The following is a 19,259-nucleotide window of genomic DNA, read 5'->3' on the forward strand; positions in this document are numbered from 1 at the left end:
TTACGCAAACGTCCGCAGTCGCCGGATCGTTTCCTCCGCCTCGCCGATCGCGTCGGGCGTGCCGACCGTTAGCCAATGGCCTTCGAGCACCATGCCGAAAAGCCGTCCGCGCGCGATCGCCTTGTCGAAATAGATATTGAGGTTGAAGGCATCCTTCGGTGCATCGTCGAGCAGCGACGGGTTCATGACGATCGCCCCGGCATAGACGACGGGATTGGAGGGATCATCGCGATAACGCGTCAGCCGGCCATCGACCGCGAGACTGAAGTCGTTCTTGCCGTTGTGACCCGTCGTATCCTCGATCCCAACGCAAAGCAGCGCCATATCCATGCGTTCGGCGTCAAAGAATCCGGCTAAGCGTTCTAGGTTCGTCGGCCTCCCCTGCTGTTCGCCGATCCAGAAAAGATCGGCGTTCATGACGAAGATATTGTCGCGGCTAAGCAGCCTCAGCCCCTTCGCCAGGCCGCCGCCGGAATTCATCAGTGCGTCCCGCTCGTCCGATATGACGATGTCGAGGCCGTGATAATTCCCGAGATGGTCGAGCATCTGGTCGGCGTGGTGGTGAACGTTGACGACGGCGCGTTCGATGCCGGCCGCGACCAGGCAATCCAGCGTGTAGTCGATCATCGGCTTGCCGTCGATCTTCACCAGCGGCTTCGGGATCGTATCGGTGATCGGGCGCATGCGGGTTCCGAGACCCGCGGCCAGTACCATGGCTTGTCTGATGGTCATTCTGATCCGGAACTTATGATTCGCTCTGGCCTATTCCAGCCCTTGCGCACCAATCGCGCAAGGGGGCAAGCGTTTCATGCTCGAGCGCGACGTTCAGATAGGCGAGCGTGCGCGGCATGTGTTTCAGATAGCCCGGCTTGCCGTCGCGCTGCAACAAGCGCACCCAAAGACCCGCAAGCTTGCAGTTGCGCTGCGCCGACATGATCGCCCAGGCCTTCATAAATCCGGCTTCGTCGAAACCGCCCTGCGCGCGGCGAAGCCCCAGATAATCATCCATCAGCTGCCGGAAGAGGTCCGGCTCGATCGTTACGCGCGCATCCTGGACGATCGAGGCGAGGTCATAAGCCGTCGGGCCGATCATCGCGTCCTGGAAATCGATGAGGCCGATCCGTTCGACGCCCTTCGCATGCGGTCTCCAGATGATATTTGGCGAGTGGAAGTCGCGCAGCAGTAGGTTCTTCTCGGCCGTTGCGAGCTCGTCGATGAGCGCATCCCAGATCGCTAGATAATCCGCGCGTTCGGCGTCCGTTGCAGGTGCACCCTGGCGCTTCCAGGGCAGGTGCCAGTCGAGCACCAGCCGCACCTCCATCTTCATCGCCGTGCGGCCGAAATCAGGAATATGGTGGACATGGCCCTTTCCAACGGAGATGTCCTGCGGAAATTTCAGGGCGTGCAGTCTGGCCAGGCAGGCAACGCTTTCGCGATAGCGTTCTATAACCGGCTGTCCGTGGGCATCCAGCACGCCGTCGCTGCCGAGATCCTCGATCAGCAGGATACCTTGATCATAATCCACCTTGTAGACTTCGGGCGCCGCAAAACCGTCCTTGCGCAGCGTATCGGCGATCGCAACGAACGGATAAGCGTTTTCGGCAAGATGCGCGACTTTGGGATAGGGTTTGCCGTCGAGAACCGGCGGGCCTTCAGCAAGCGGCGGCCAGTCCATCAGGATGATGCGCTGGTTCCCGGCCTTCGGATAGATCGCCTCATAGGCGCGCAGCGAGGCATCACCGGTCAGAAATCGGCGTTTCGCAGTGGGGTAACCGGCGGTATCAAGGAACTCGCGGATCGCCAGGACGCGGCGGATGCGTGTATTTTGCGCGCCAGCGGCTTCGATCGTTGCCCGGCGGCCGCTGCCTTCATGCGCCAGCGTCAGGGTGATGCGCTCCGCGGGCAGTTCGCTCTCCGCCATCTCAGGCCATTCGACGAGGCAGATACCGTTCTGCAGGGCCTCGTCGAAGCCAAGCTCCGTCAGTTCGGCAGGATCGCCGAGCCGGTAGAGATCGAAATGCGAAACGGCGATGCGCAGATCGTAGGATTGCACCAGCGTGAAGGTCGGGCTCGGGACCTCGAGCCCCTCGTCATCGGCCATGGCGCGCAGGATCGCCCGGGCGAGCGAGGATTTCCCGGCGCCGAGATCGCCTGAAAGGGCAAGGCAATCGCCGGCCTTCAGCGCCAGCGCCAGGTCTTCACCGAGGCGGATGGTAGCCGCCTCGTCTTTCAGGAAAAGCGAGATCGCATCGCTGGTCGTCATTCGGCGGCGGCGGAATGCGGGACATCGACCGAGGGGATACGGCAGACGACGGTCGTGCCCTTGCCCGGCTCGCTGTCGATCGTCACATCGCCATGATGCAGACTGACGAAGCTGTCGACGATCGAGAGGCCGAGGCCGGCGCCGCCGCGTTTGCCGCTTTTCGCCCCCGTGGCAAACCGGTCGAAGACGGTCGCGATCATATCGGGTGAGATGCCGGGGCCGCGATCGCTGACGGCGAAGACGAAATCCGTGCCTTCGCGATGGCATTCCAGCGAGATCGAGGTACCTTCGGGCGAGAAATTCGCCGCATTGGACAGAAGCTTCAGAAGGATCTGCTTCAGCCGCTGCGGATCGGCAACGATCGAGCCGAGATAGGCAGGAGCGGTGATTTCAAGCGCGACACCGCTTTCGTGCAGGCGATCTGCGATCTGCATCGAGACGTCGTCGAGCAGGTCGTTGAGATCGATATCCGCATAATTGAGGCGCATGATGCCGGCGTCGACGGTCGCAAGGTCGAGAATATCGTTGACGAGCGTCAACAGAACCGAGGACGAGGTCGAAATGTGGTCGATATATTCGGCCTGCCGTTCGGTAAGCGGCCCGACGCCCGGGGTGCGCAGGAGATCGGTGAAGCCGATGATGTTGGTCAGTGGCGAACGCAGTTCATAGGAAACGTGCTGGACGAAGTCGTTCTTCAGCTCGTCGGCCTTGCGCAACGCTTCGTTTTTCTCGGTCAGCGCGCGCTCGGCACGCACGCTGTCCGTCATGTTGACGAAGGTCAGCATGGTCTGCGCGTTCGGCAGCGGGATGACGGCGTAGTCGAGCACCAGGCCGGAGAAGAGTTCCAGCGTTCCCCGGCCCGAGCGGCGTTCGTCGTCGAAGCTGGTGATCAGCTCGGCGAAGGTCTTCCAGCCGTCCGGCTGGTCATAGGACGGGGCGCAGGCCTCGCCCAGCGCACGAATATGGGTGCCGGGCTTGGCTTCGGTTTCGGTGATCCCCCAGAGCGCGCGGAAGGCCGGGTTCGAAAGGCGGATGCGTCCATCAGGACCGAACACCGCCACACCTTCGGAAAGATGGTCGATCGTTTCGCCCTGCACCTTGACCAGCGTGTTGTAGCGCGTTTCAAGATCGACCTGTTCGGTCAGGTTTTCGAACACCCAGGTGGCGCCGCCCTGCGGATGGGCGGTCGCAAAGACGCGCAACGTTTGCCCGTTCGGCAGATGCCAGAGATCGGTTTGCGTGTCGAGCGCGCGATAGACGGAAAGTGCGGCTTCCTTCCAACTTTTCCAGTTGAGCTGGTCCGGCAGCTTCTTGGCCGCCCGCAGCCGCTCGAGCAGCTCACTATTGTCGGGCCGGCCTTCGAGGAAGGCGATATCCAGCTCCCAGAGCGCGACGAAGGCCTGGTTGTAGAATTGCAGCCGGCGGTCGCCATCGAAGATGGCAACAGGCGTGGCGAGATGGTCGAGCGTTTCGGCATGGCTCTTCAGCGTCCGTTCCAGCTCGGCGCGCACGGCCTCTATGTCGGACACATCGATCGCGATGCCGGCCGAGCCGCCGGGAACCCTGACGTCGACGACGTCGAAGAATGTGCGGTTTCCGTGCACGACCGTCGAGATCTTGTCGTGGAAGGGCGACTCCGGCGTCGTCGTGGCGCGAATGCGTTCGCGCGCCACGGTCGTCAGCATCTCGCGGCCTTCATTGATCGCCTGCTGCGGCGATCGCGCTTCGACCGCCTCGCCATAAGCCTGGTTGACCCAGGTGAGGCGACCCACCGGATCGCGCTGCCAGGCCGGCATGTCGATCGCGTCGAGCATGGTCTGGAAGGCGGAGATCGAGGTCATCAGCCGGTCGCGCTCGATCCTGAGTTCTGCGAGTTCGGCGCGCAGATTGTTGAGAGCCACGAAACGGACGAAGGCCCGCCCGCCGGAAACCCGGCCCTGTGCCTCGAGGATTTCGTCGCGGATGGTTTCGACCACCATGTCGAAGCTCTGCGCCTCGTCGCGCAGCCGGTCGATCGCTTTTTCCAGCTCGGAAGCCGAACGTGACTTCAGCCACAGGCCGAAGGCCAGGAATTCGCCGTCCTGCGGCGCGCCGGTCTCAGGCGGAAGCTGGCCGAGCAGTTCGGGGCGCGCATTGCCGTCCCAGATGACGATCCGCCGGTTCTTGTCGGCGATCAGAGCCTGGTATTGCGAAATGCGCTGCTGGGCATCGGAGAGCGCCGAGCGGATTTCCCGGCTCTCGTTTTCCAGGTTGCCGCGCTGACGCACGAGCCACAGCGTCGACAGCAGTGCTGCCGATATGACGCCGATGACGACGGAAACACCGATCACTTGCGAGGATGTGAAGAGGTGAGCCGTCGCCGCCGCCTGCTGCTCCGCCTGTGCCAGGGCCGGCCGCGCCAGCGCGGCAAGCGCCGTGCCGGCCGCGCAGCTTTTCAGGAAGCGCGCCAATGGTCCGTGCTCTTGCTTTGCGGCCTCGTGTGCCGTTGCAGATTTATATCCTTGACCTGCCATCAGCGGACGGCGATGGGCGCGTGCGCCATCATCCGCCTGACCGGGCAGGCTGCTTTTTATTTCCGACATCCGCGGTATGTCTCCGTCCTTCAATGTGCCGCATTACGACAAGACATCCCATTTTCGCAGCGGCCGGACAGGGTCCGGCGTCACGAATCAAGTCTTAAAACAATACTTCGGAAGGGAATCGGCGGGAAGGGAGCGTCCAAAAAATAAGCCGCGGCATTTGTCAATGCCGCGGCTTCTACATCTTGTGGATATTAACGATCAGATCAATATCTGTAGTGGTCGGACTTGAACGGCCCCTTCGGCGAGACGCCGATATAGGCAGCCTGTTCCGCAGAAAGCTCAGTCAGCTTGACGCCGAGCTTGTCGAGATGCAGGCGTGCGACCTTTTCATCGAGATGCTTCGGCAGGATATAGACCTGGTTGGAATACTGGTCGGGCTTGGTGAAGAGTTCGATCTGCGCCAGCGTCTGGTTGGTGAACGAAGCCGACATCACGAAGGACGGATGGCCGGTGGCGTTGCCGAGGTTGAGCAGACGGCCTTCGGAAAGGAGGATGATGCGGTTGCCCTTGGGGAATTCGATCAGGTCGACCTGCGGCTTGACGTTGGTCCACTTGAGATTGCGCAGTGCAGCGACTTCGATTTCGTTGTCGAAGTGACCGATATTGCCGACAATCGCCATATCCTTCATCGCCCGCATATGGTCGATGCGGATGACGTCCTTGTTGCCGGTGGTGGTGATGAAGATATCGGCCGAGGAAACGACGTCCTCGAGCAGAACGACTTCATAACCGTCCATCGCAGCCTGCAATGCGCAGATCGGATCGGCTTCTGTCACCTTGACGCGGGCGCCGGCGCCGGAGAGCGAAGCGGCAGAACCCTTGCCGACGTCGCCGTATCCGCAGACGACGGCAACCTTGCCGGCCATCATGACGTCGGTGCCGCGGCGAATGCCGTCGACCAGCGATTCCTTGCAGCCGTACTTGTTGTCGAACTTCGACTTGGTCACCGAGTCGTTGACGTTGATCGCCGGGAAGGGCAGCAGGCCCTTCTGGCTGAGCTGGTAAAGGCGGTTGACGCCAGTCGTCGTTTCCTCGGTGACGCCCTTGATCGCGTCGCGCTGCTTGGTGAACCAGCCAGGCGAAGCGGCAAGGCGCTTCTTGATCTGTGCGAAGAGGATTTCCTCTTCTTCGGAATGCGGATGAGACAGCACGTCCTCGCCGGCTTCGGCGCGGGCGCCGAGCAGGATGTACATGGTGGCGTCGCCGCCGTCATCGAGGATCATGTTGGAAAGGCCGCCATCGGCCCACTGGAAGATCTTGTCGGTGTAGACCCAGTAATCGTCGAGCGACTCACCCTTGATGGCGAAGACAGGCACGCCGGAAGCGGCGATCGCGGCAGCGGCATGATCCTGCGTCGAGAAGATGTTGCACGAGGCCCAGCGGACTTCGGCGCCGAGCGCGACCAGCGTTTCGATGAGCACGGCCGTCTGGATGGTCATGTGCAGCGAGCCGGTGATGCGCGCGCCCTTCAACGGCTTTGTCTGGCCGAATTCGGTGCGGCAGGACATCAGGCCCGGCATTTCGGTTTCGGCGATCGTAATTTCCTTGCGGCCGAAATCCGCAAGCCCGATATCGGCGACGACATAATCTTTTTCAGTGCTCATAGAGGCCTCCAGGCTGAAAACGTCTCAAAATTGGCGCAGGCGCGAAAATAACCCGCGTGCAAGCGCACGGCATGTTGGCCGTTTAGCAGGCTTCGCCGGTGATGGCAATAAGGATATAAAGAAGTCTTTATATGTTTATATGAGCTCGATCGGAGCTCACATCTCTTCGCCAAACCTATTCTGGATCAGCTGGTCCAGGGCCTCCAGCGCTTCCTCGGCCTGGCTGCCGCTCGCCGAGACGACGACGCTCGAGCCGGGGCTTGCCGCAAGCATCATCAAGCCCATGATGGAGGTTCCGCCGACCGTCATTCCATCCTTGGAAACGGTGATGGCGGCATCGAAGGTCTCGACCATCTGCACGAATTTGGCGGAAGCGCGCGCGTGAAGACCGCGCTTGTTGATGATAAGGAGTTCCCGGGAGAGCGATGTCATGAAGGCCCGTTATTTTCCGCTGAGCACACGGCTCGCGACATTGATATATTTCCGCCCAGCTTCGGAGGCCTCCACCAGCGCCTTCTCCATGTTGTTCTCGCCGCGCACCCCGGCAAGTTTGATCAACATCGGCAGGTTGACGCCGGCAATGACTTCGGTATGGCCGCTGCTCATGACTGATATGGCGAGATTGGACGGCGTGCCACCGAACATGTCGGTCAGGATGACCACGCCATGACCATCATCGGCACCGGAAACCGCTTCCAGAATGTCCTGCCGTCTCTGGTCCATGTCGTCTTCGGGGCCGATACAGACCGTCTCGATGAATTTCTGAGGACCGACGACGTGCTCGACAGCATGACGAAACTCTTCAGCCAGCTTGCCATGCGTGACAAGCACAAGTCCGATCATGATATTACTGCTCCCATAGACGCAAACGGTGGACCCAATATCGCAATGCAGCAATTACGTCCACCGGTGGGGGCACATCTTGGCTATGAAAAGCCGAAGTGCAAGATAAAAATGCGAATATATAAGGCAGATTGACCAATCCGGAAGACCTCAGCGCCCGATATCCGGCACTTTTGCCATCAGGATCGCAAGGGGTGAGCAGACGCCTGTGAGCAACCGCAATGCGGGGAGCGAAAAATCGGCGACAAGGCTCACCATTTCGCCCTCGGGAGGCACCCGGTTTTCACCGGTAGCGCTGCCTGGAAGCACGGCATAATGCATGGTCGCCTTGGGAATATGGTCCTGATGAACGATGCCGGTGCCGCGAAGCTCGATCAGCCCGGTGATCGACGCCGGGCACGTGGCGATCACCGCGCCGGCCTCCGCTGAGAGAAGAACCTGGTCGTCGGCGACCAGCGCCGTGAACAGTCCGAGGCGGCGCGCCTCGGTCATGCAGGTGAAGGCCAGCATCGATTTTCCCCAGCCGGAGGGGCCGCTGAACAACAGCCCCGTCTTGCCGACGACGATCGCCGTCGCATGGATGTTGAAGGCTGCCTCGGTCATGCTGCGGCGCCGACTGGCAAAGAGAGGATGAAGCGCGCGCCGAGCACATGCCCGCTCTCGGCATCGGTGATGTTTTCGGCTCTCAGCGACCCGCCATGCGCCTCGGCGATCTGCCGGCTGATCGAAAGGCCGAGCCCCGAATTTTGGCCGAAGCCTTCCGCCTCCGGTCGGTCCGTATAGAAGCGCTCGAAGATGCGGTCGATATTTTCCGCCTGGATGCCGGGGCCGTTGTCTTCGATCGTGGTGACGCAGCGCGAACGCGTCCGCACCAGCCGCACGATAATCTTGCCGCCCTTTTCCGGCACGAAAGAGCGGGCATTCTCGATCAGGTTGGCGATGATCTGGCCGATGCGTAGATCGTGGCCGTTGATGACGAAGCGCGTCTTGACGTTCGGCTTGCGTTCGATCGCATATTCGATTTCCACCTGCTTCTTGGTGCTCCTGACCTGGCGCGAAACCTCGATGAGGTCGCGCAGCAGCACCTCCATGTCGACGGAGCCGGCATCGACGCGTGCGAGTTCGGCGTCGAGACGGGAGGCGTCGGAGATATCGCTGATCAGCCGGTCGAGGCGGCGGACATCGTGCTGGATGACGTCCATCAGCCGCTTCTTGGAATCGTCGGATTTGGCAAGCGGCAGCGTTTCGACGGCGCTGCGCAGCGAGGTGAGCGGGTTCTTCAGCTCGTGGCTGACATCGGCCGCGAAACTCTCGATCGAATCGATGCGGTCGTAGAGCGCCGTCGTCATCTCGCGCAATGCGATGGAAAGGTTGCCGATTTCATCCTGGCGGGCAGAGAAGTCGGGGATCTCTTCGCGCGTCTTGGCGCCGCGGCGGACGCGGATGGCCGCTGCCGAAAGACGGCGCAGCGGATTGGCGATGGTCGATGACAGCACCAGTGAAAGCAACACGTTGACGAGTGTCGCCACGCCGAAGACGCGCATGATGGCAAGCCGTTCGGCATGGACGATATTGTCGATGTCGCCCGCCTGCGTCGATAGTAGCAAAACGCCGAGCACGGCGCGGAAGCGCTGGATCGGCACGGCGACGGAAACGATGAGTTCACCTTTTTCGGTGGTGCGCACGACCGCGCCGCGCACGCCGGTGAGCGCGTTCATCACTTCGGGATAGATCGAGCCGTCGCCACCCGGCGCTTCCTTATAGAGCGGCAGATTGCCGGGCTGCAGCGCCTTGTTGAACAGGGTGGCGAACCACTCGCTCCAGGTCTGTTTCTCTTCCTCCACCGGCGGCAGGTCGAAGCGCAGCACCTGGCCGCGCGAATAGAGATGGCGCGAATCGAGCAGCAGGTTGGCATCGGCATCGAAGATACGGGCGCGCGTGCGCGTCGGAGAGATCAGCCGGCGCAGGACCGGCGCGACCTTTTCGGGATCGATCGGGAATTCAAGGTCCTCATCGTTCGGCACCGGGGTGATGCTCTGGCCGGCCTGCAGCTCGAGCAGCTTCTGCGGATCGATGGTAATCGAGTTCGTATCGACCGACGCGGAGGCCGAAACGGCGCCGGCGATGATTTCGCCCTGCGTCAGCAGGCTTTCGGCGCGGGCGTCGATCAATCCCTCGCGGAACTGGTTAAGGTAGAGGATGCCGCCGACGAGCACCACCAGCGCAACGAGATTGAAGAACAGGATGCGCCGTGTCAGGCTCGAAAAGACGGCATTGCCGAAGATCCGGCGGATCAGGGTGAAGGGATGCGACCAACGGCGGCCTCGGACGCGACGGGTGCTCACGCCCTCCGCATCGTCCAGATCCCTTTCCTGCACCAACTGTGCCAATGACAGGCCCTTTCGAAGGGCGGGGCCGGATGGACCGGCCCGCAGCCCTCAACATTTCCGACAGCGCCGCGCGTCTTTTCAGACGCGCAAAGGACGCTGTGACATTTTGAACTGCTGCATAATTTAATCCTTAAATCGATGCCGATTTAGGAAATTATGCAGGAGCGCGCTGCGCCGCTCGGGGCTCAGGCTGCTTCGCGGAAGCGGTATCCCACTCCGTAGAGTGTTTCAATCATATCAAAGTCGTTGTCGACCATCTTGAATTTCTTGCGCAGCCGCTTGATGTGGCTGTCGATGGTCCGGTCGTCGACATAGACCTGTTCGTCATAGGCTGCGTCCATCAGCGCGTCGCGGCTTTTGACGACGCCGGGGCGCTGCGCCAGCGAATGCAGGATCAGGAATTCGGTCACCGTCAGCGTCACTGCCTCACCCTTCCAGGTGCAGGTGTGGCGTTCCTGGTCCATGACCAGCTGCCCGCGCTCCAGCGAGCGGGCCTGCTGGACCGCGCCGGTCTTCGGGGCGCCGGTGGGGCTGGTGCCGGCAGCAGCGGCTTCGCGGCTTGACGCGCGGCGCAGGACGGCGCGCACGCGCTCCACCAGCAGACGCTGCGAAAACGGTTTGGTGATGAAATCGTCGGCGCCCATCTTCAGGCCGAAGAGTTCATCGATCTCCTCATCCTTGGAGGTGAGGAAGATGACGGGAATGTCCGACTTCTGCCGCAGGCGGCGCAGCAGTTCCATGCCGTCCATGCGCGGCATCTTGATGTCGAAGATCGCCAGCTGCGGCGGTCGCGCCAGCAGGCCGTCGAGCGCCGAAGCACCGTCCGTATACGTCTCGACCTTATATCCTTCAGCCTCCAGTGCGATCGACACCGAGGTGAGGATGTTGCGGTCGTCATCAACGAGCGCGATTGTCGGCATGGTGTTGGTCTCCGTCATCAGTGCGCAATCTCCCGGATTTGCTCTCCCCAGGCGGTCTCAGTGACCGGATGCGCTTATGGAGGATAAAGGTGGAACAAATTGTGGCAAAGATAAAGGGGAGGATTGCCGTAAAATTCGCTGGCAATCTTAGGTGGTGCTTCCGATGGTCTAAACGCGACCTATTCAAACGATTTAAAATTAGAACGATAAATTTAAATCGATTAATTGTTTGATATCACTGCATTTTCTCAGCTTTTCCATCTTGTGTTTTAAAATTTCTGCCCGTATTTTCGCGATTAGTTTTAACGGCAACGAGCCTGAGTGAAGGGAACTAGCCATGGAAATGTTCGGAGTTCATAACCCGGCAATAGAGCTGGCAACGGTTGGATTGGGCGGCGCATCCAGCGTTCGCTACAACTTTTCCGCCGCCGCGCTCTATGAAGAAGCGATCCGCCGGGGCGAAGCCGAACTGACCGCTCAGGGCGCACTGCGGGCTCTCACCGGCCAGCACACTGGCCGTTCGCCGCGCGACAAGTTCGTCGTTCGCGATATCAATACCGATGGCGAAATCTGGTGGGACAACAACAAGCCGATCTCGCCGGAGCATTTCGCCGTGCTGCGCGACGATATGCTGGCGCATGCCGCGGGCAAGGAGCTTTTTGTCCAGGATCTCGTCGGCGGCGCCGAGGAAGGCCATGCCTTGCCGACCCGCGTCGTGACCGAATTCGCCTGGCATTCGCTGTTCATCCGTAATCTGCTGATCCGCCCTGATACCGCAGCGCTGTCCAGCTTCGTGCCGAAGCTGACTATCATCGATCTGCCGAGCTTCAAGGCCGATCCGGCCCGCCACGGCTGCCGTTCGGAAACGGTGATCGCCTGCGATCTCACCAACGGTCTCGTCCTCATCGGCGGCACCTCCTATGCCGGCGAAATGAAGAAATCGGTCTTCACCGTGCTCAACTACCTGCTGCCGGCCAAGGGCGTGATGCCGATGCACTGCTCGGCCAATGTCGGCCCGGATGGTGACGTGGCGGTCTTCTTCGGCCTTTCCGGCACCGGCAAGACGACGCTTTCGGCCGATCCGGCCCGGACGCTGATCGGCGATGACGAACACGGCTGGAGCGAAAACGGCATCTTCAACTTCGAAGGCGGCTGCTACGCCAAGACCATCCGCCTCTCGGCCGAAGCCGAGCCGGAAATCTATGCGACGACACAGCGTTTCGGCACCGTGCTGGAAAACGTCGTGCTGAACGAAAGCCGCGAGCCGGATTTCGACGACGGGTCGCTGACCGAGAACACCCGTTGCGCCTATCCGATGGATTTCATCCCGAACGCTTCGGAAACAGGCCGCGCCGGGCATCCGAAAACGATCATCATGCTGACTGCCGATGCGTTTGGCGTCATGCCGCCGATCGCCCGATTGACGCCGGATCAGGCGATGTATCACTTCCTCTCCGGCTACACCGCCAAGGTGGCTGGCACCGAAAAGGGTGTCGTCGAGCCGGAAGCGACCTTCTCCACCTGCTTCGGCGCTCCTTTCATGCCGCGGCACCCGGCCGAATATGGCAATCTGCTCAAGGAGCTGATTGGTCGTCATGACGTCCAATGCTGGCTTGTCAATACCGGCTGGACCGGCGGCGCCTATGGCACCGGCAAGCGCATGCCGATCAAGGCGACGCGTGCGCTTCTCGCTGCTGCCCTTAGCGGTGAACTTGGACAGGCGGAATTCCGTGCTGACACGAACTTCGGCTTCGCCGTGCCGGTCTCCGTCGACGGCGTCGACGGCAGCATTCTCGATCCGCGCTCGACCTGGGCCGACAAGGCAGCCTACGACGCGCAGGCCGAAAAGCTGGTCTCGATGTTCATTGCGAACTTCGCCAAGTTCGAGGACCACGTCGACGGCGGCGTCCGTGATGCGGCCCCCGGCATAAAGCTCGCTGCCGAATAAGTAGATCAAACCTCTGACTCACGTGAAACCCGGCATCGCAAGATCGCCGGGTTTTCCATGTCACAGCCGATATTTTCAATTCGCCGCCGATGTGAGATAGAACGCCGCATGGCCAGCGACGCACTCTATATCGATGACAGGATCACCATCGCCGGATGGGAACTGACGGAACAGTTCGTTCTGGCGGGCGGTCCCGGTGGGCAGAATGTCAACAAGGTCTCGACCGCTGTCCAGCTGTTCTTCAACATCGCGAATTCGCCGTCCCTCAATGATCGTGTCAAAACCAATGCGATCAAGCTCGCCGGTCGGCGGTTGTCGAAGGATGGCGTGCTGATGATCGAGGCGAGCCGGTTTCGCAGCCAGGACCGCAACCGCGAGGATGCGCGCGACCGGCTGAAGGAATTGATCCTCGAGGCCGCCAAGCCGCCGCCGCCGCCACGCAAGAAGACCAGGCCGACCAAGGGTTCGGTCGAACGCCGCCTGAAGGAAAAGTCCGGTCGCTCGGAAGTCAAGAAAATGCGCGGCCGCCCCGGCGGCGGCAGCGGTGAGTGATATGCCGGAGCTCTTGAGCGGCATCCGCCATCTCCCCGGTTACCTCGATCGAGCGCGTCAGGAGGCATTGGTCGAGGCGATCCGCACCGTCGTCGCCGAAGCGCCGCTTTATGTGCCCGCCATGCCCGGCACCGGCAAGCCGATGTCCGTGCGCATGACCAATTGCGGGCCGCTCGGCTGGGTGACGGACAAAGAGCACGGCTATCGCTACCAGCCGACACACCCAGCAACCGGCAGACCCTGGCCTGATATGCCGCAGCAATTGCTCGATATCTGGAATGACATTTCAGGGTACGACAGGCCGCCGGAAGCCTGCCTCGTCAATTTCTACTCCGACGAAGCGCGCATGGGCTTGCATCAGGACAAGGACGAACAGGACTTCAAGGCGCCTGTCGTCTCGATCTCGCTCGGCAACAGCTGCCTCTTTCGCGTCGGCGGCCTCAGCCGAAATGATCGCACGCTATCTTTCAAGCTTTCGAGCGGTGACCTGGTCGTACTGGGCGGCGAGGGGAGGCTGTGCTTCCATGGCGTCGACCGTATCCATCCGGCGACTTCGACGCTGCTGAAGAATGGCGGCCGCATCAATCTGACGCTCCGCCGCGTCAATCCCTAGAGCCTGCTATAGTTTTCGCAGCGCAACCTGTTCGATCAGGTGATCCTTGCCCTTTTTCAGGATGAGATCGGCGCGCGGACGCGTCGGCAGAATGTTCTGGCGCAAGTTCTTCAGGTTGATGTTTGCCCAAAGATCCTCGGCGATATCAAGCGCTTCCGCGTCGCTGATCGAGGCATAGCGATGGAAATAGGAATTCGGATCGCGGAAGGCGGTCTCGCGCAGCCGCATGAAGCGCGTGACATACCAGTTATGGATCTCGTCTTCGGCGGCATCGATATAGATCGAGAAGTCGAAGAAGTCGGAGACCATCGGCACGATCCTGCCGCCGGCCGGCAAGTCGCGCGACTGCAGCACGTTGATGCCTTCGAAGATCAGGATGTCGGGCCGGTCGACGATCTTGTATTCATCCGGCAGCACGTCGTAGACGAGGTGAGAATAGCTGGGCGCCTTCACATCCGGTCGCCCGGCCTTGATCGCCGAGAGGAAACGCAGGATCGCAGCCGTGTCGTAGCTTTCCGGAAAACCCTTGCGCTGCATCAGCTTTTCCCGCTGCAGCACGGCGTTGGGGTGGAGGAAACCGTCGGTGGTGACGAGATCGACCTTCGGGCTGGAAGGCCAGCGCCCCAAGAGCTCCTTGAGGATACGGGCGGTGGTCGATTTGCCCACAGCGACCGAGCCGGCGATGCCGATGACGAAGGGTGTCTTCGTCACATCAGACAGGCTGAGGAAGCGGTTGCGCTGTTCAAACAGCATCTGCGAGGATTCGACATGTGCCGAGAGCAGCCGCGACAGCGAAAGATAGATGCGCCGGACCTCGTCGAGATCAATCGGATCGCCCATCGAACGCAGCCGTTTGACCTCGTCGCTCGTCAGCGTCAACGGCGTATCGGCGCGGAATTTCGCCCATTGTTCGGAAGAGAAGAAGTGGTAGGGCGAATAGGATTCCGACTGGAAGTGATCCAATGTTTCCGGCACCCCGATAATCTCAGTCGCGATACTCATGAACTCTGCCGGCTGGCCTTTTCCTTGAGGCCGGACTGCGCGGTTCTGCGCTCGAGCTCGGCCATGACATTCTCTAACGGTATTTCAGCAATCTTCAATACGACCAATAGGTGATAGAGCACATCGGCGGCCTCGTAGGTCAGGTTGTCGCGGTCGCCGGTCACCGCCGCCATCACGGCTTCGATCGCCTCTTCGCCGAGCTTCTTTGCCGCTTTCGGCTGACCGGCAGCCACGAGCTTGGCTGTCCAGGATTGCTCCGGCGAGGCTTTCGATCGCTCTTCGACGATGCTCTCGAGATCGGAAAGGGAAAATCCGCTCATAGGTCTGCTTTCAAGGTTCAGTCGAGACGCATGGCGATGCCGCACTTCGACATATAGTGCTTCGCCTCGCTGACGGAATAGGTTCCGAAGTGGAAGATCGACGCGGCGAGAACGGCATTGGCATGCCCCTCCTTCACCCCGGCGACGAGATCGTCGAGATCGCCGACGCCGCCGGAGGCGATGACCGGCACACGCACCGCATCGGCGATCGCCCGCGTCAGCTCCAGATCGTAGCCGACCTTGGTGCCATCGCGGTCCATCGAGGTGACCAGCAGCTCGCCGGCGCCGCGCGCCACCATTTTCTGGGCGAATTCGACGGCATCGATGCCGGTCGCGTTGCGGCCGCCATGGGTATAGATCTCCCAGGCGCTGAGATTGTCGCCGCCGACCGCCTGCGTTCTTCGGCGCTTGGCATCGATCGAAACAACGATGCATTGGTCGCCGAACTTGTCGGCCGCCTCGGTGACGAAGTCGGGATTGCTGACCGCTGCCGAATTGATCGAGACCTTGTCGGCACCGCACAGCAACAGCTTGCGGATATCGGCGATGGTACGCACCCCGCCGCCGACCGTCAGCGGCATGAAGCATTGGTCGGCGGTGCGCGATACGACATCGAAGATCGTCTCGCGATTGTCCGAGGAAGCGGTTATGTCGAGGAAGCAGAGTTCGTCGGCGCCGGCCGCGTCATAAGCCTTCGCGGCTTCGACGGGATCGCCGGCATCGACGAGATTGAGAAAGTTGACGCCCTTGACGACGCGGCCGTCCTTGACGTCGAGGCAGGGAATGACACGGGCCTTGAGGGTCATTTACACGGTCTCCTTGGTCCGGGCCGCCTTGATCAGCGCCAGCGCTTCCTTGGGATCGATACGGCCGTCATAAAGCGCACGGCCTGAAATCGCCCCTTCCAGCTTCCGAGCATCCGGCTCCAGCATGCGGCGGATATCGTCGAGAGAGGCAAGGCCGCCCGAGGCGATGACGGGAATGGAAACGGCGTCGGCAAGTTCCAGCGTCGAAGTCCAGTTGATGCCGGCCAGGATGCCGTCACGGTCGATATCGGTGTAGATGATCGCGGCGACGCCGGCGCCCTCGAATTTCTTGGCGAGTTCAATGATACCGAGTTCGGAGGCCTCCGCCCAACCCTCGACGGCCACCTTGCCGCCCTTGGCATCGATGCCGACGGCGACATGACCAGGAAATTTCCGGCAGGCCTCGATCACCAGCGCCGGATTTCTGACCGCGACGGTGCCGAGAATGACGCGCCGCAGCCCGCGCGACAGCCAGGCCTCGATATGATCGAGCGTGCGAATGCCGCCGCCGAGCTGTACGGGATTGTCAGTTGCCTTCAAGATCGCTTCGACGGCATCGCCATTGGCCGAATGTCCCGCAAAGGCGCCGTCGAGATCGACCACATGCAGCCATTCGAAACCCTGATCTTCGAAGGATCTCGCCTGGGCGGCCGGGTCGGTGTTGTAGACCGTTGCCTGTTGCATGTTGCCGAGCTTCAGGCGAACGCATTGGCCGCCTTTCAGGTCGATCGCGGGAAAAAGGATCATCTCGTCTTACGTCCGTAAACTGGTCGGTACCATCAGCGCATTCCACGCATCTACGATATCCGAGCGGAAAAAGACAGCGGCAATGGTAGCCGCGCCGAAGAGCAGAAGCAGCAGCAGGGTGACGGCAAAGCCGGCCCGGACCTGACGCCAGAAGCCCAGGCGCCTCTTGATCGATTTCTCGATGTTTCGCACCTGGCGCAACGCATCGCTGTTGACGGCGGTCAGTCGGATCTGCGGCTCCATCGCCTCGACATAGGTTTCGGCATAACTCGAAAGGATCTGCGAGGCGCGGTCGCGCAGCGTATTGCGCAGGTCGGTCGAGAGATAATTGCTGTTGACGGCGGCAAGCTCGGCCTCATCGGGCGAACGGCCGGCGTTCCGCTTGCGATGGCTGAGAACGAAATCGCGCTTTTGCCGCTCGTAGAGTGCGTAGGCGAGCAGGCCGATCAGATCGTCCTCACCTTCGATATAGAATTCCAGCACGGCCTCGGCGATGTCGCCGGCGCTGACGCCGTTTTGCCGCCGGCTCGGACCGTCGTTTGCGGGGAAAGATTCATGGATCATCGGTCCAGCCTTTCTTTCAGCGCCTTGGCTGCGTTGGAAAGCGCTTTCCTATGGATGGCTTCGTCGACGCGGCGGATGATCGTGCCGCCGGGAAGCTTGATATCGGTAAAGGGGGGCAAGCCTTCCCTGGAGGGCCGCAACGTGTAGAACACCTTGGCTGATTTCCGTGAAGCCGGCATCGAGCTCACTCCTGTTCCGCCGTTTCCATACAAGGGAAATAAGGCGGCTGTATTAAAAGCCAGCCCTTGGAGCAATTCCAGCAAAACTGTGTAGCGGTTTTGTCTCCGGAATTGGGTGAACAATGCTCTACGGGTTCCAGCGCAGGAAATTGGCGATCAGGGCCAGGCCGAGCTTCTGGCTCTTTTCCGGGTGAAACTGTGCTCCGGCCATGTTGTCGCGCCCGACGAAAGCGGTCATCGGACCGCCATAGTCCGCCGTCGCAATAACATCCTCGGCGTTTACGGCGGCAAGATGGTAGGAATGCACGAAATAGGCGTGCAGTCCCTGCGACCCCGTCGGAATTCCTTCGAAGAGCGGATGTTGGCACTTCAGGTCGAGCGTGTTCCAGCCGATCTGCGGGATCTTGAGGGCGGGATCATCCGGCGTCATCTCGACGACATTGCCGGGAATCCAGCCGAAACCGCGCGTCACGGTCTTCTCGAGGCCGCGCGAGGACATGAGCTGCATGCCGACGCAGATACCGAGGAACGGCCGCGCCTTCTTCTCGACAGCCTCGATCAACACCTCGGCCATCCCAGGCACGGTATCGAGGCCGCGCCGGCAATCGGCATAGGCGCCGACACCGGGAAGCACGATACGATCGGCCGCGGCAACATCCTCCGCCCTGTCGGTAAGATCGATATGGGCATCGATGCCAGCTTCGTGGGCGGCACGCTCGAAAGCCTTGGTCGCCGAGCGCAGGTTACCGGAGCCATAGTCGATAATCGCGACGCGCATCGTCAGCGTCCTCCATCAAAACCAAAGAGACCAAGCGATGTTGCATCGCCGTGCGGGCCCATCGGACGGGCCTTGTTCTGCCAGTCCGGTGCCGCGGCGTCGTCACTAGCGGCGATGACCGCCCGGTCCGAAAAATAGATCTGCTCGGCAACGCCGATCGTATCCGCGGCAATGAGCGAGTCTTCGTTCCAGCCCTTGGCAGCAAGGTTGCGGACACGGAAATTCTGGCCCTCGAGACCGACCAGAATATTCACGCCCAGCAGGATTGCCGTTCCCGCCGGCCCGAGGCCCGGTTCGTCCATCAGTGCACCGCCAATCCCCTGTAGCAGAAAGGCGGCGGCCGCATGCAGCCAAAGCCGATGCGCCAGCAGCCAGACCCATGGAAACAAGAAGCCGAGCAACGTGAAGCCATCACGGATGGTTCGCGTCTCATCGGCCGTCGCGTTCGCGCTGCCGGGCGCTGTCAGAAAGATATAGCTGGATGTCATTGCCGCCGCTCCCTTGAAGGGCTCAGACGAGCGTGCCCTTGGTCGAGGGAACACGGCCCGCCTGTCTCGGATCGATCTCTGTCGCCGTGCGCAGTGCACGCGCAACGGCCTTGAAGCATGTCTCGGCAATATGGTGATTGTTGGCGCCATAATGGTTGAGAATATGCAAGGTTATGCCGGCATTCTGGGCGAGCGCATGGAAGAACTCGCGAACGAGCTCGGTATCGAAAGTGCCGATCTTCGGAGCGCTGAAGGCGACATTCCAGACGAGGAACGGCCGGCCGGAAAGATCGACCGCAGCCTTGGTCATCGTCTCGTCCATGGCGAGATCGATCGAAGCGTAGCGGGTGATGCCACGCCGGTCGCCGAGTGCCTTGGAGATCGCCTGGCCGATGGCGATGCCGGTATCTTCGACCGTATGATGGTCGTCGATATGCAGGTCGCCCTTGGCATCGATCTCCATGTCGATGAGGGAATGTCGCGAAAGCTGGTCGAGCATGTGGTCGAAGAAGCCGACGCCCGTCGAGATCGTCGATTTGCCGGTGCCGTCGAGATTGACGGAAACGGAAATCGAGGTTTCGTTGGTCTTGCGGGAAACGCTGCCCGTGCGGCTTGCTGCGGTCTCGGCCATATGGCCCTCCATCGGGAATAAGGCCGTTC

The 19,259-nt window shown here is 61.1% G+C and carries 21 protein-coding genes; 3 read left to right on the forward strand and 18 right to left on the reverse strand.

What is annotated here, in order from left to right:
* From AC245Y_RS22115 to AC245Y_RS22155, 9 genes are all read right to left on the reverse strand, one after another.
* Positions 1 to 732 carry a nucleotidyltransferase family protein gene (locus AC245Y_RS22115; RefSeq protein WP_012759565.1) on the reverse strand — a complete coding sequence of 244 codons (732 nt, stop codon included), beginning with the start codon at positions 730 to 732 and terminating at the stop codon, positions 1 to 3.
* A gap of 13 nt (positions 733 to 745) precedes the next feature.
* Positions 746 to 2,263 (reverse strand): bifunctional tRNA (adenosine(37)-N6)-threonylcarbamoyltransferase complex ATPase subunit type 1 TsaE/phosphotransferase, encoded by a 1,518-nt coding sequence (locus tag AC245Y_RS22120; protein ID WP_017995604.1) that lies wholly within the window; start codon positions 2,261 to 2,263, stop codon positions 746 to 748.
* On the reverse strand, positions 2,260 to 4,845 hold the full coding sequence (locus AC245Y_RS22125; protein WP_017995605.1) for a sensor histidine kinase: 2,586 nt from the start codon (positions 4,843 to 4,845) through the stop codon (positions 2,260 to 2,262). Before AC245Y_RS22125 ends, AC245Y_RS22120 begins: the two co-directional genes overlap by 4 nt.
* 203 nt (positions 4,846 to 5,048) lie before the next feature.
* Positions 5,049 to 6,449, reverse strand: a complete 1,401-nt coding sequence (gene ahcY / locus AC245Y_RS22130) for an adenosylhomocysteinase (protein WP_017995606.1) — start codon at positions 6,447 to 6,449, stop codon at positions 5,049 to 5,051.
* Between the two features lie 156 nt (positions 6,450 to 6,605).
* The gene (locus AC245Y_RS22135; protein WP_003544133.1) at positions 6,606 to 6,881 is read right to left on the reverse strand and encodes an HPr family phosphocarrier protein; all 276 of its coding nucleotides are present in this window, start codon (positions 6,879 to 6,881) and stop codon (positions 6,606 to 6,608) included.
* 9 nt (positions 6,882 to 6,890) lie between these two features.
* Entirely contained in the window at positions 6,891 to 7,292 is a 402-nt protein-coding gene (locus tag AC245Y_RS22140) for a PTS sugar transporter subunit IIA (RefSeq protein WP_003544139.1), read from the reverse strand.
* A 150-nt stretch (positions 7,293 to 7,442) separates the two neighbouring features.
* On the reverse strand, positions 7,443 to 7,895 hold the full coding sequence (locus AC245Y_RS22145; RefSeq protein ID WP_012759569.1) for an HPr kinase/phosphorylase: 453 nt from the start codon (positions 7,893 to 7,895) through the stop codon (positions 7,443 to 7,445).
* Positions 7,892 to 9,682 (reverse strand): sensor histidine kinase, encoded by a 1,791-nt coding sequence (locus tag AC245Y_RS22150; RefSeq protein WP_012759570.1) that lies wholly within the window; start codon positions 9,680 to 9,682, stop codon positions 7,892 to 7,894. The genes AC245Y_RS22145 and AC245Y_RS22150 overlap by 4 nt, the downstream gene beginning before the upstream one ends.
* A 185-nt stretch (positions 9,683 to 9,867) precedes the next feature.
* Positions 9,868 to 10,602 (reverse strand): response regulator transcription factor, encoded by a 735-nt coding sequence (locus AC245Y_RS22155; protein ID WP_197725694.1) that lies wholly within the window; start codon positions 10,600 to 10,602, stop codon positions 9,868 to 9,870.
* A gap of 337 nt (positions 10,603 to 10,939) precedes the next feature.
* Between AC245Y_RS22155 and AC245Y_RS22160 the strand changes: the two genes are divergently transcribed.
* The 3 genes from AC245Y_RS22160 to AC245Y_RS22170 all read left to right on the forward strand — a co-directional run bounded on the left by AC245Y_RS22160 (position 10,940) and on the right by AC245Y_RS22170 (position 13,715).
* The gene (locus AC245Y_RS22160) at positions 10,940 to 12,550 is read left to right on the forward strand and encodes a phosphoenolpyruvate carboxykinase (protein WP_012759572.1); all 1,611 of its coding nucleotides are present in this window, start codon (positions 10,940 to 10,942) and stop codon (positions 12,548 to 12,550) included.
* Between the two features lie 108 nt (positions 12,551 to 12,658).
* Positions 12,659 to 13,102, forward strand: coding sequence for an alternative ribosome rescue aminoacyl-tRNA hydrolase ArfB (arfB, locus tag AC245Y_RS22165; RefSeq protein WP_011649864.1), 444 nt, complete (start codon positions 12,659 to 12,661; stop codon positions 13,100 to 13,102).
* Between the two features lies 1 nt (position 13,103).
* A complete protein-coding gene (locus AC245Y_RS22170; protein ID WP_017995607.1) occupies positions 13,104 to 13,715 on the forward strand; it encodes an alpha-ketoglutarate-dependent dioxygenase AlkB family protein in 612 nt (203 codons plus the stop codon).
* A gap of 6 nt (positions 13,716 to 13,721) precedes the next feature.
* On the opposite strand, the gene coaA is transcribed toward AC245Y_RS22170, so the two are convergent.
* From coaA to hisB, 9 genes are all read right to left on the reverse strand, one after another.
* Entirely contained in the window at positions 13,722 to 14,717 is a 996-nt protein-coding gene (gene coaA, locus AC245Y_RS22175; protein ID WP_012759574.1) for a type I pantothenate kinase, read from the reverse strand.
* The gene (locus tag AC245Y_RS22180; RefSeq protein ID WP_017995608.1) at positions 14,714 to 15,037 is read right to left on the reverse strand and encodes a phosphoribosyl-ATP diphosphatase; all 324 of its coding nucleotides are present in this window, start codon (positions 15,035 to 15,037) and stop codon (positions 14,714 to 14,716) included. Before AC245Y_RS22180 ends, coaA begins: the two co-directional genes overlap by 4 nt.
* Before the next feature lie 17 nt (positions 15,038 to 15,054).
* Positions 15,055 to 15,843 carry an imidazole glycerol phosphate synthase subunit HisF gene (hisF, locus tag AC245Y_RS22185; protein ID WP_012759576.1) on the reverse strand — a complete coding sequence of 263 codons (789 nt, stop codon included), beginning with the start codon at positions 15,841 to 15,843 and terminating at the stop codon, positions 15,055 to 15,057.
* Complete coding sequence (gene hisA / locus AC245Y_RS22190; RefSeq protein ID WP_017995609.1) at positions 15,844 to 16,590, reverse strand: 1-(5-phosphoribosyl)-5-[(5-phosphoribosylamino)methylideneamino]imidazole-4-carboxamide isomerase; 747 nt, start codon at positions 16,588 to 16,590, stop codon at positions 15,844 to 15,846.
* A gap of 6 nt (positions 16,591 to 16,596) precedes the next feature.
* Complete coding sequence (locus AC245Y_RS22195) at positions 16,597 to 17,154, reverse strand: hypothetical protein (protein ID WP_012759578.1); 558 nt, start codon at positions 17,152 to 17,154, stop codon at positions 16,597 to 16,599.
* Positions 17,151 to 17,333 (reverse strand): hypothetical protein, encoded by a 183-nt coding sequence (locus tag AC245Y_RS22200; protein WP_012759579.1) that lies wholly within the window; start codon positions 17,331 to 17,333, stop codon positions 17,151 to 17,153. The genes AC245Y_RS22195 and AC245Y_RS22200 overlap by 4 nt, the downstream gene beginning before the upstream one ends.
* 127 nt (positions 17,334 to 17,460) lie before the next feature.
* The gene (hisH, locus tag AC245Y_RS22205) at positions 17,461 to 18,111 is read right to left on the reverse strand and encodes an imidazole glycerol phosphate synthase subunit HisH (RefSeq protein WP_012759580.1); all 651 of its coding nucleotides are present in this window, start codon (positions 18,109 to 18,111) and stop codon (positions 17,461 to 17,463) included.
* Between the two features lie 2 nt (positions 18,112 to 18,113).
* Entirely contained in the window at positions 18,114 to 18,599 is a 486-nt protein-coding gene (locus tag AC245Y_RS22210; RefSeq protein ID WP_012759581.1) for a DUF2628 domain-containing protein, read from the reverse strand.
* Between the two features lie 22 nt (positions 18,600 to 18,621).
* Positions 18,622 to 19,230: an imidazoleglycerol-phosphate dehydratase HisB gene (hisB, locus tag AC245Y_RS22215; protein WP_003544176.1), complete on the reverse strand. Its 609-nt coding sequence runs from the start codon at positions 19,228 to 19,230 to the stop codon at positions 18,622 to 18,624.
* Positions 19,231 to 19,259 lie beyond the last annotated feature (29 nt).

This window comes from Rhizobium sp. SRDI943, assembly GCF_057653695.1.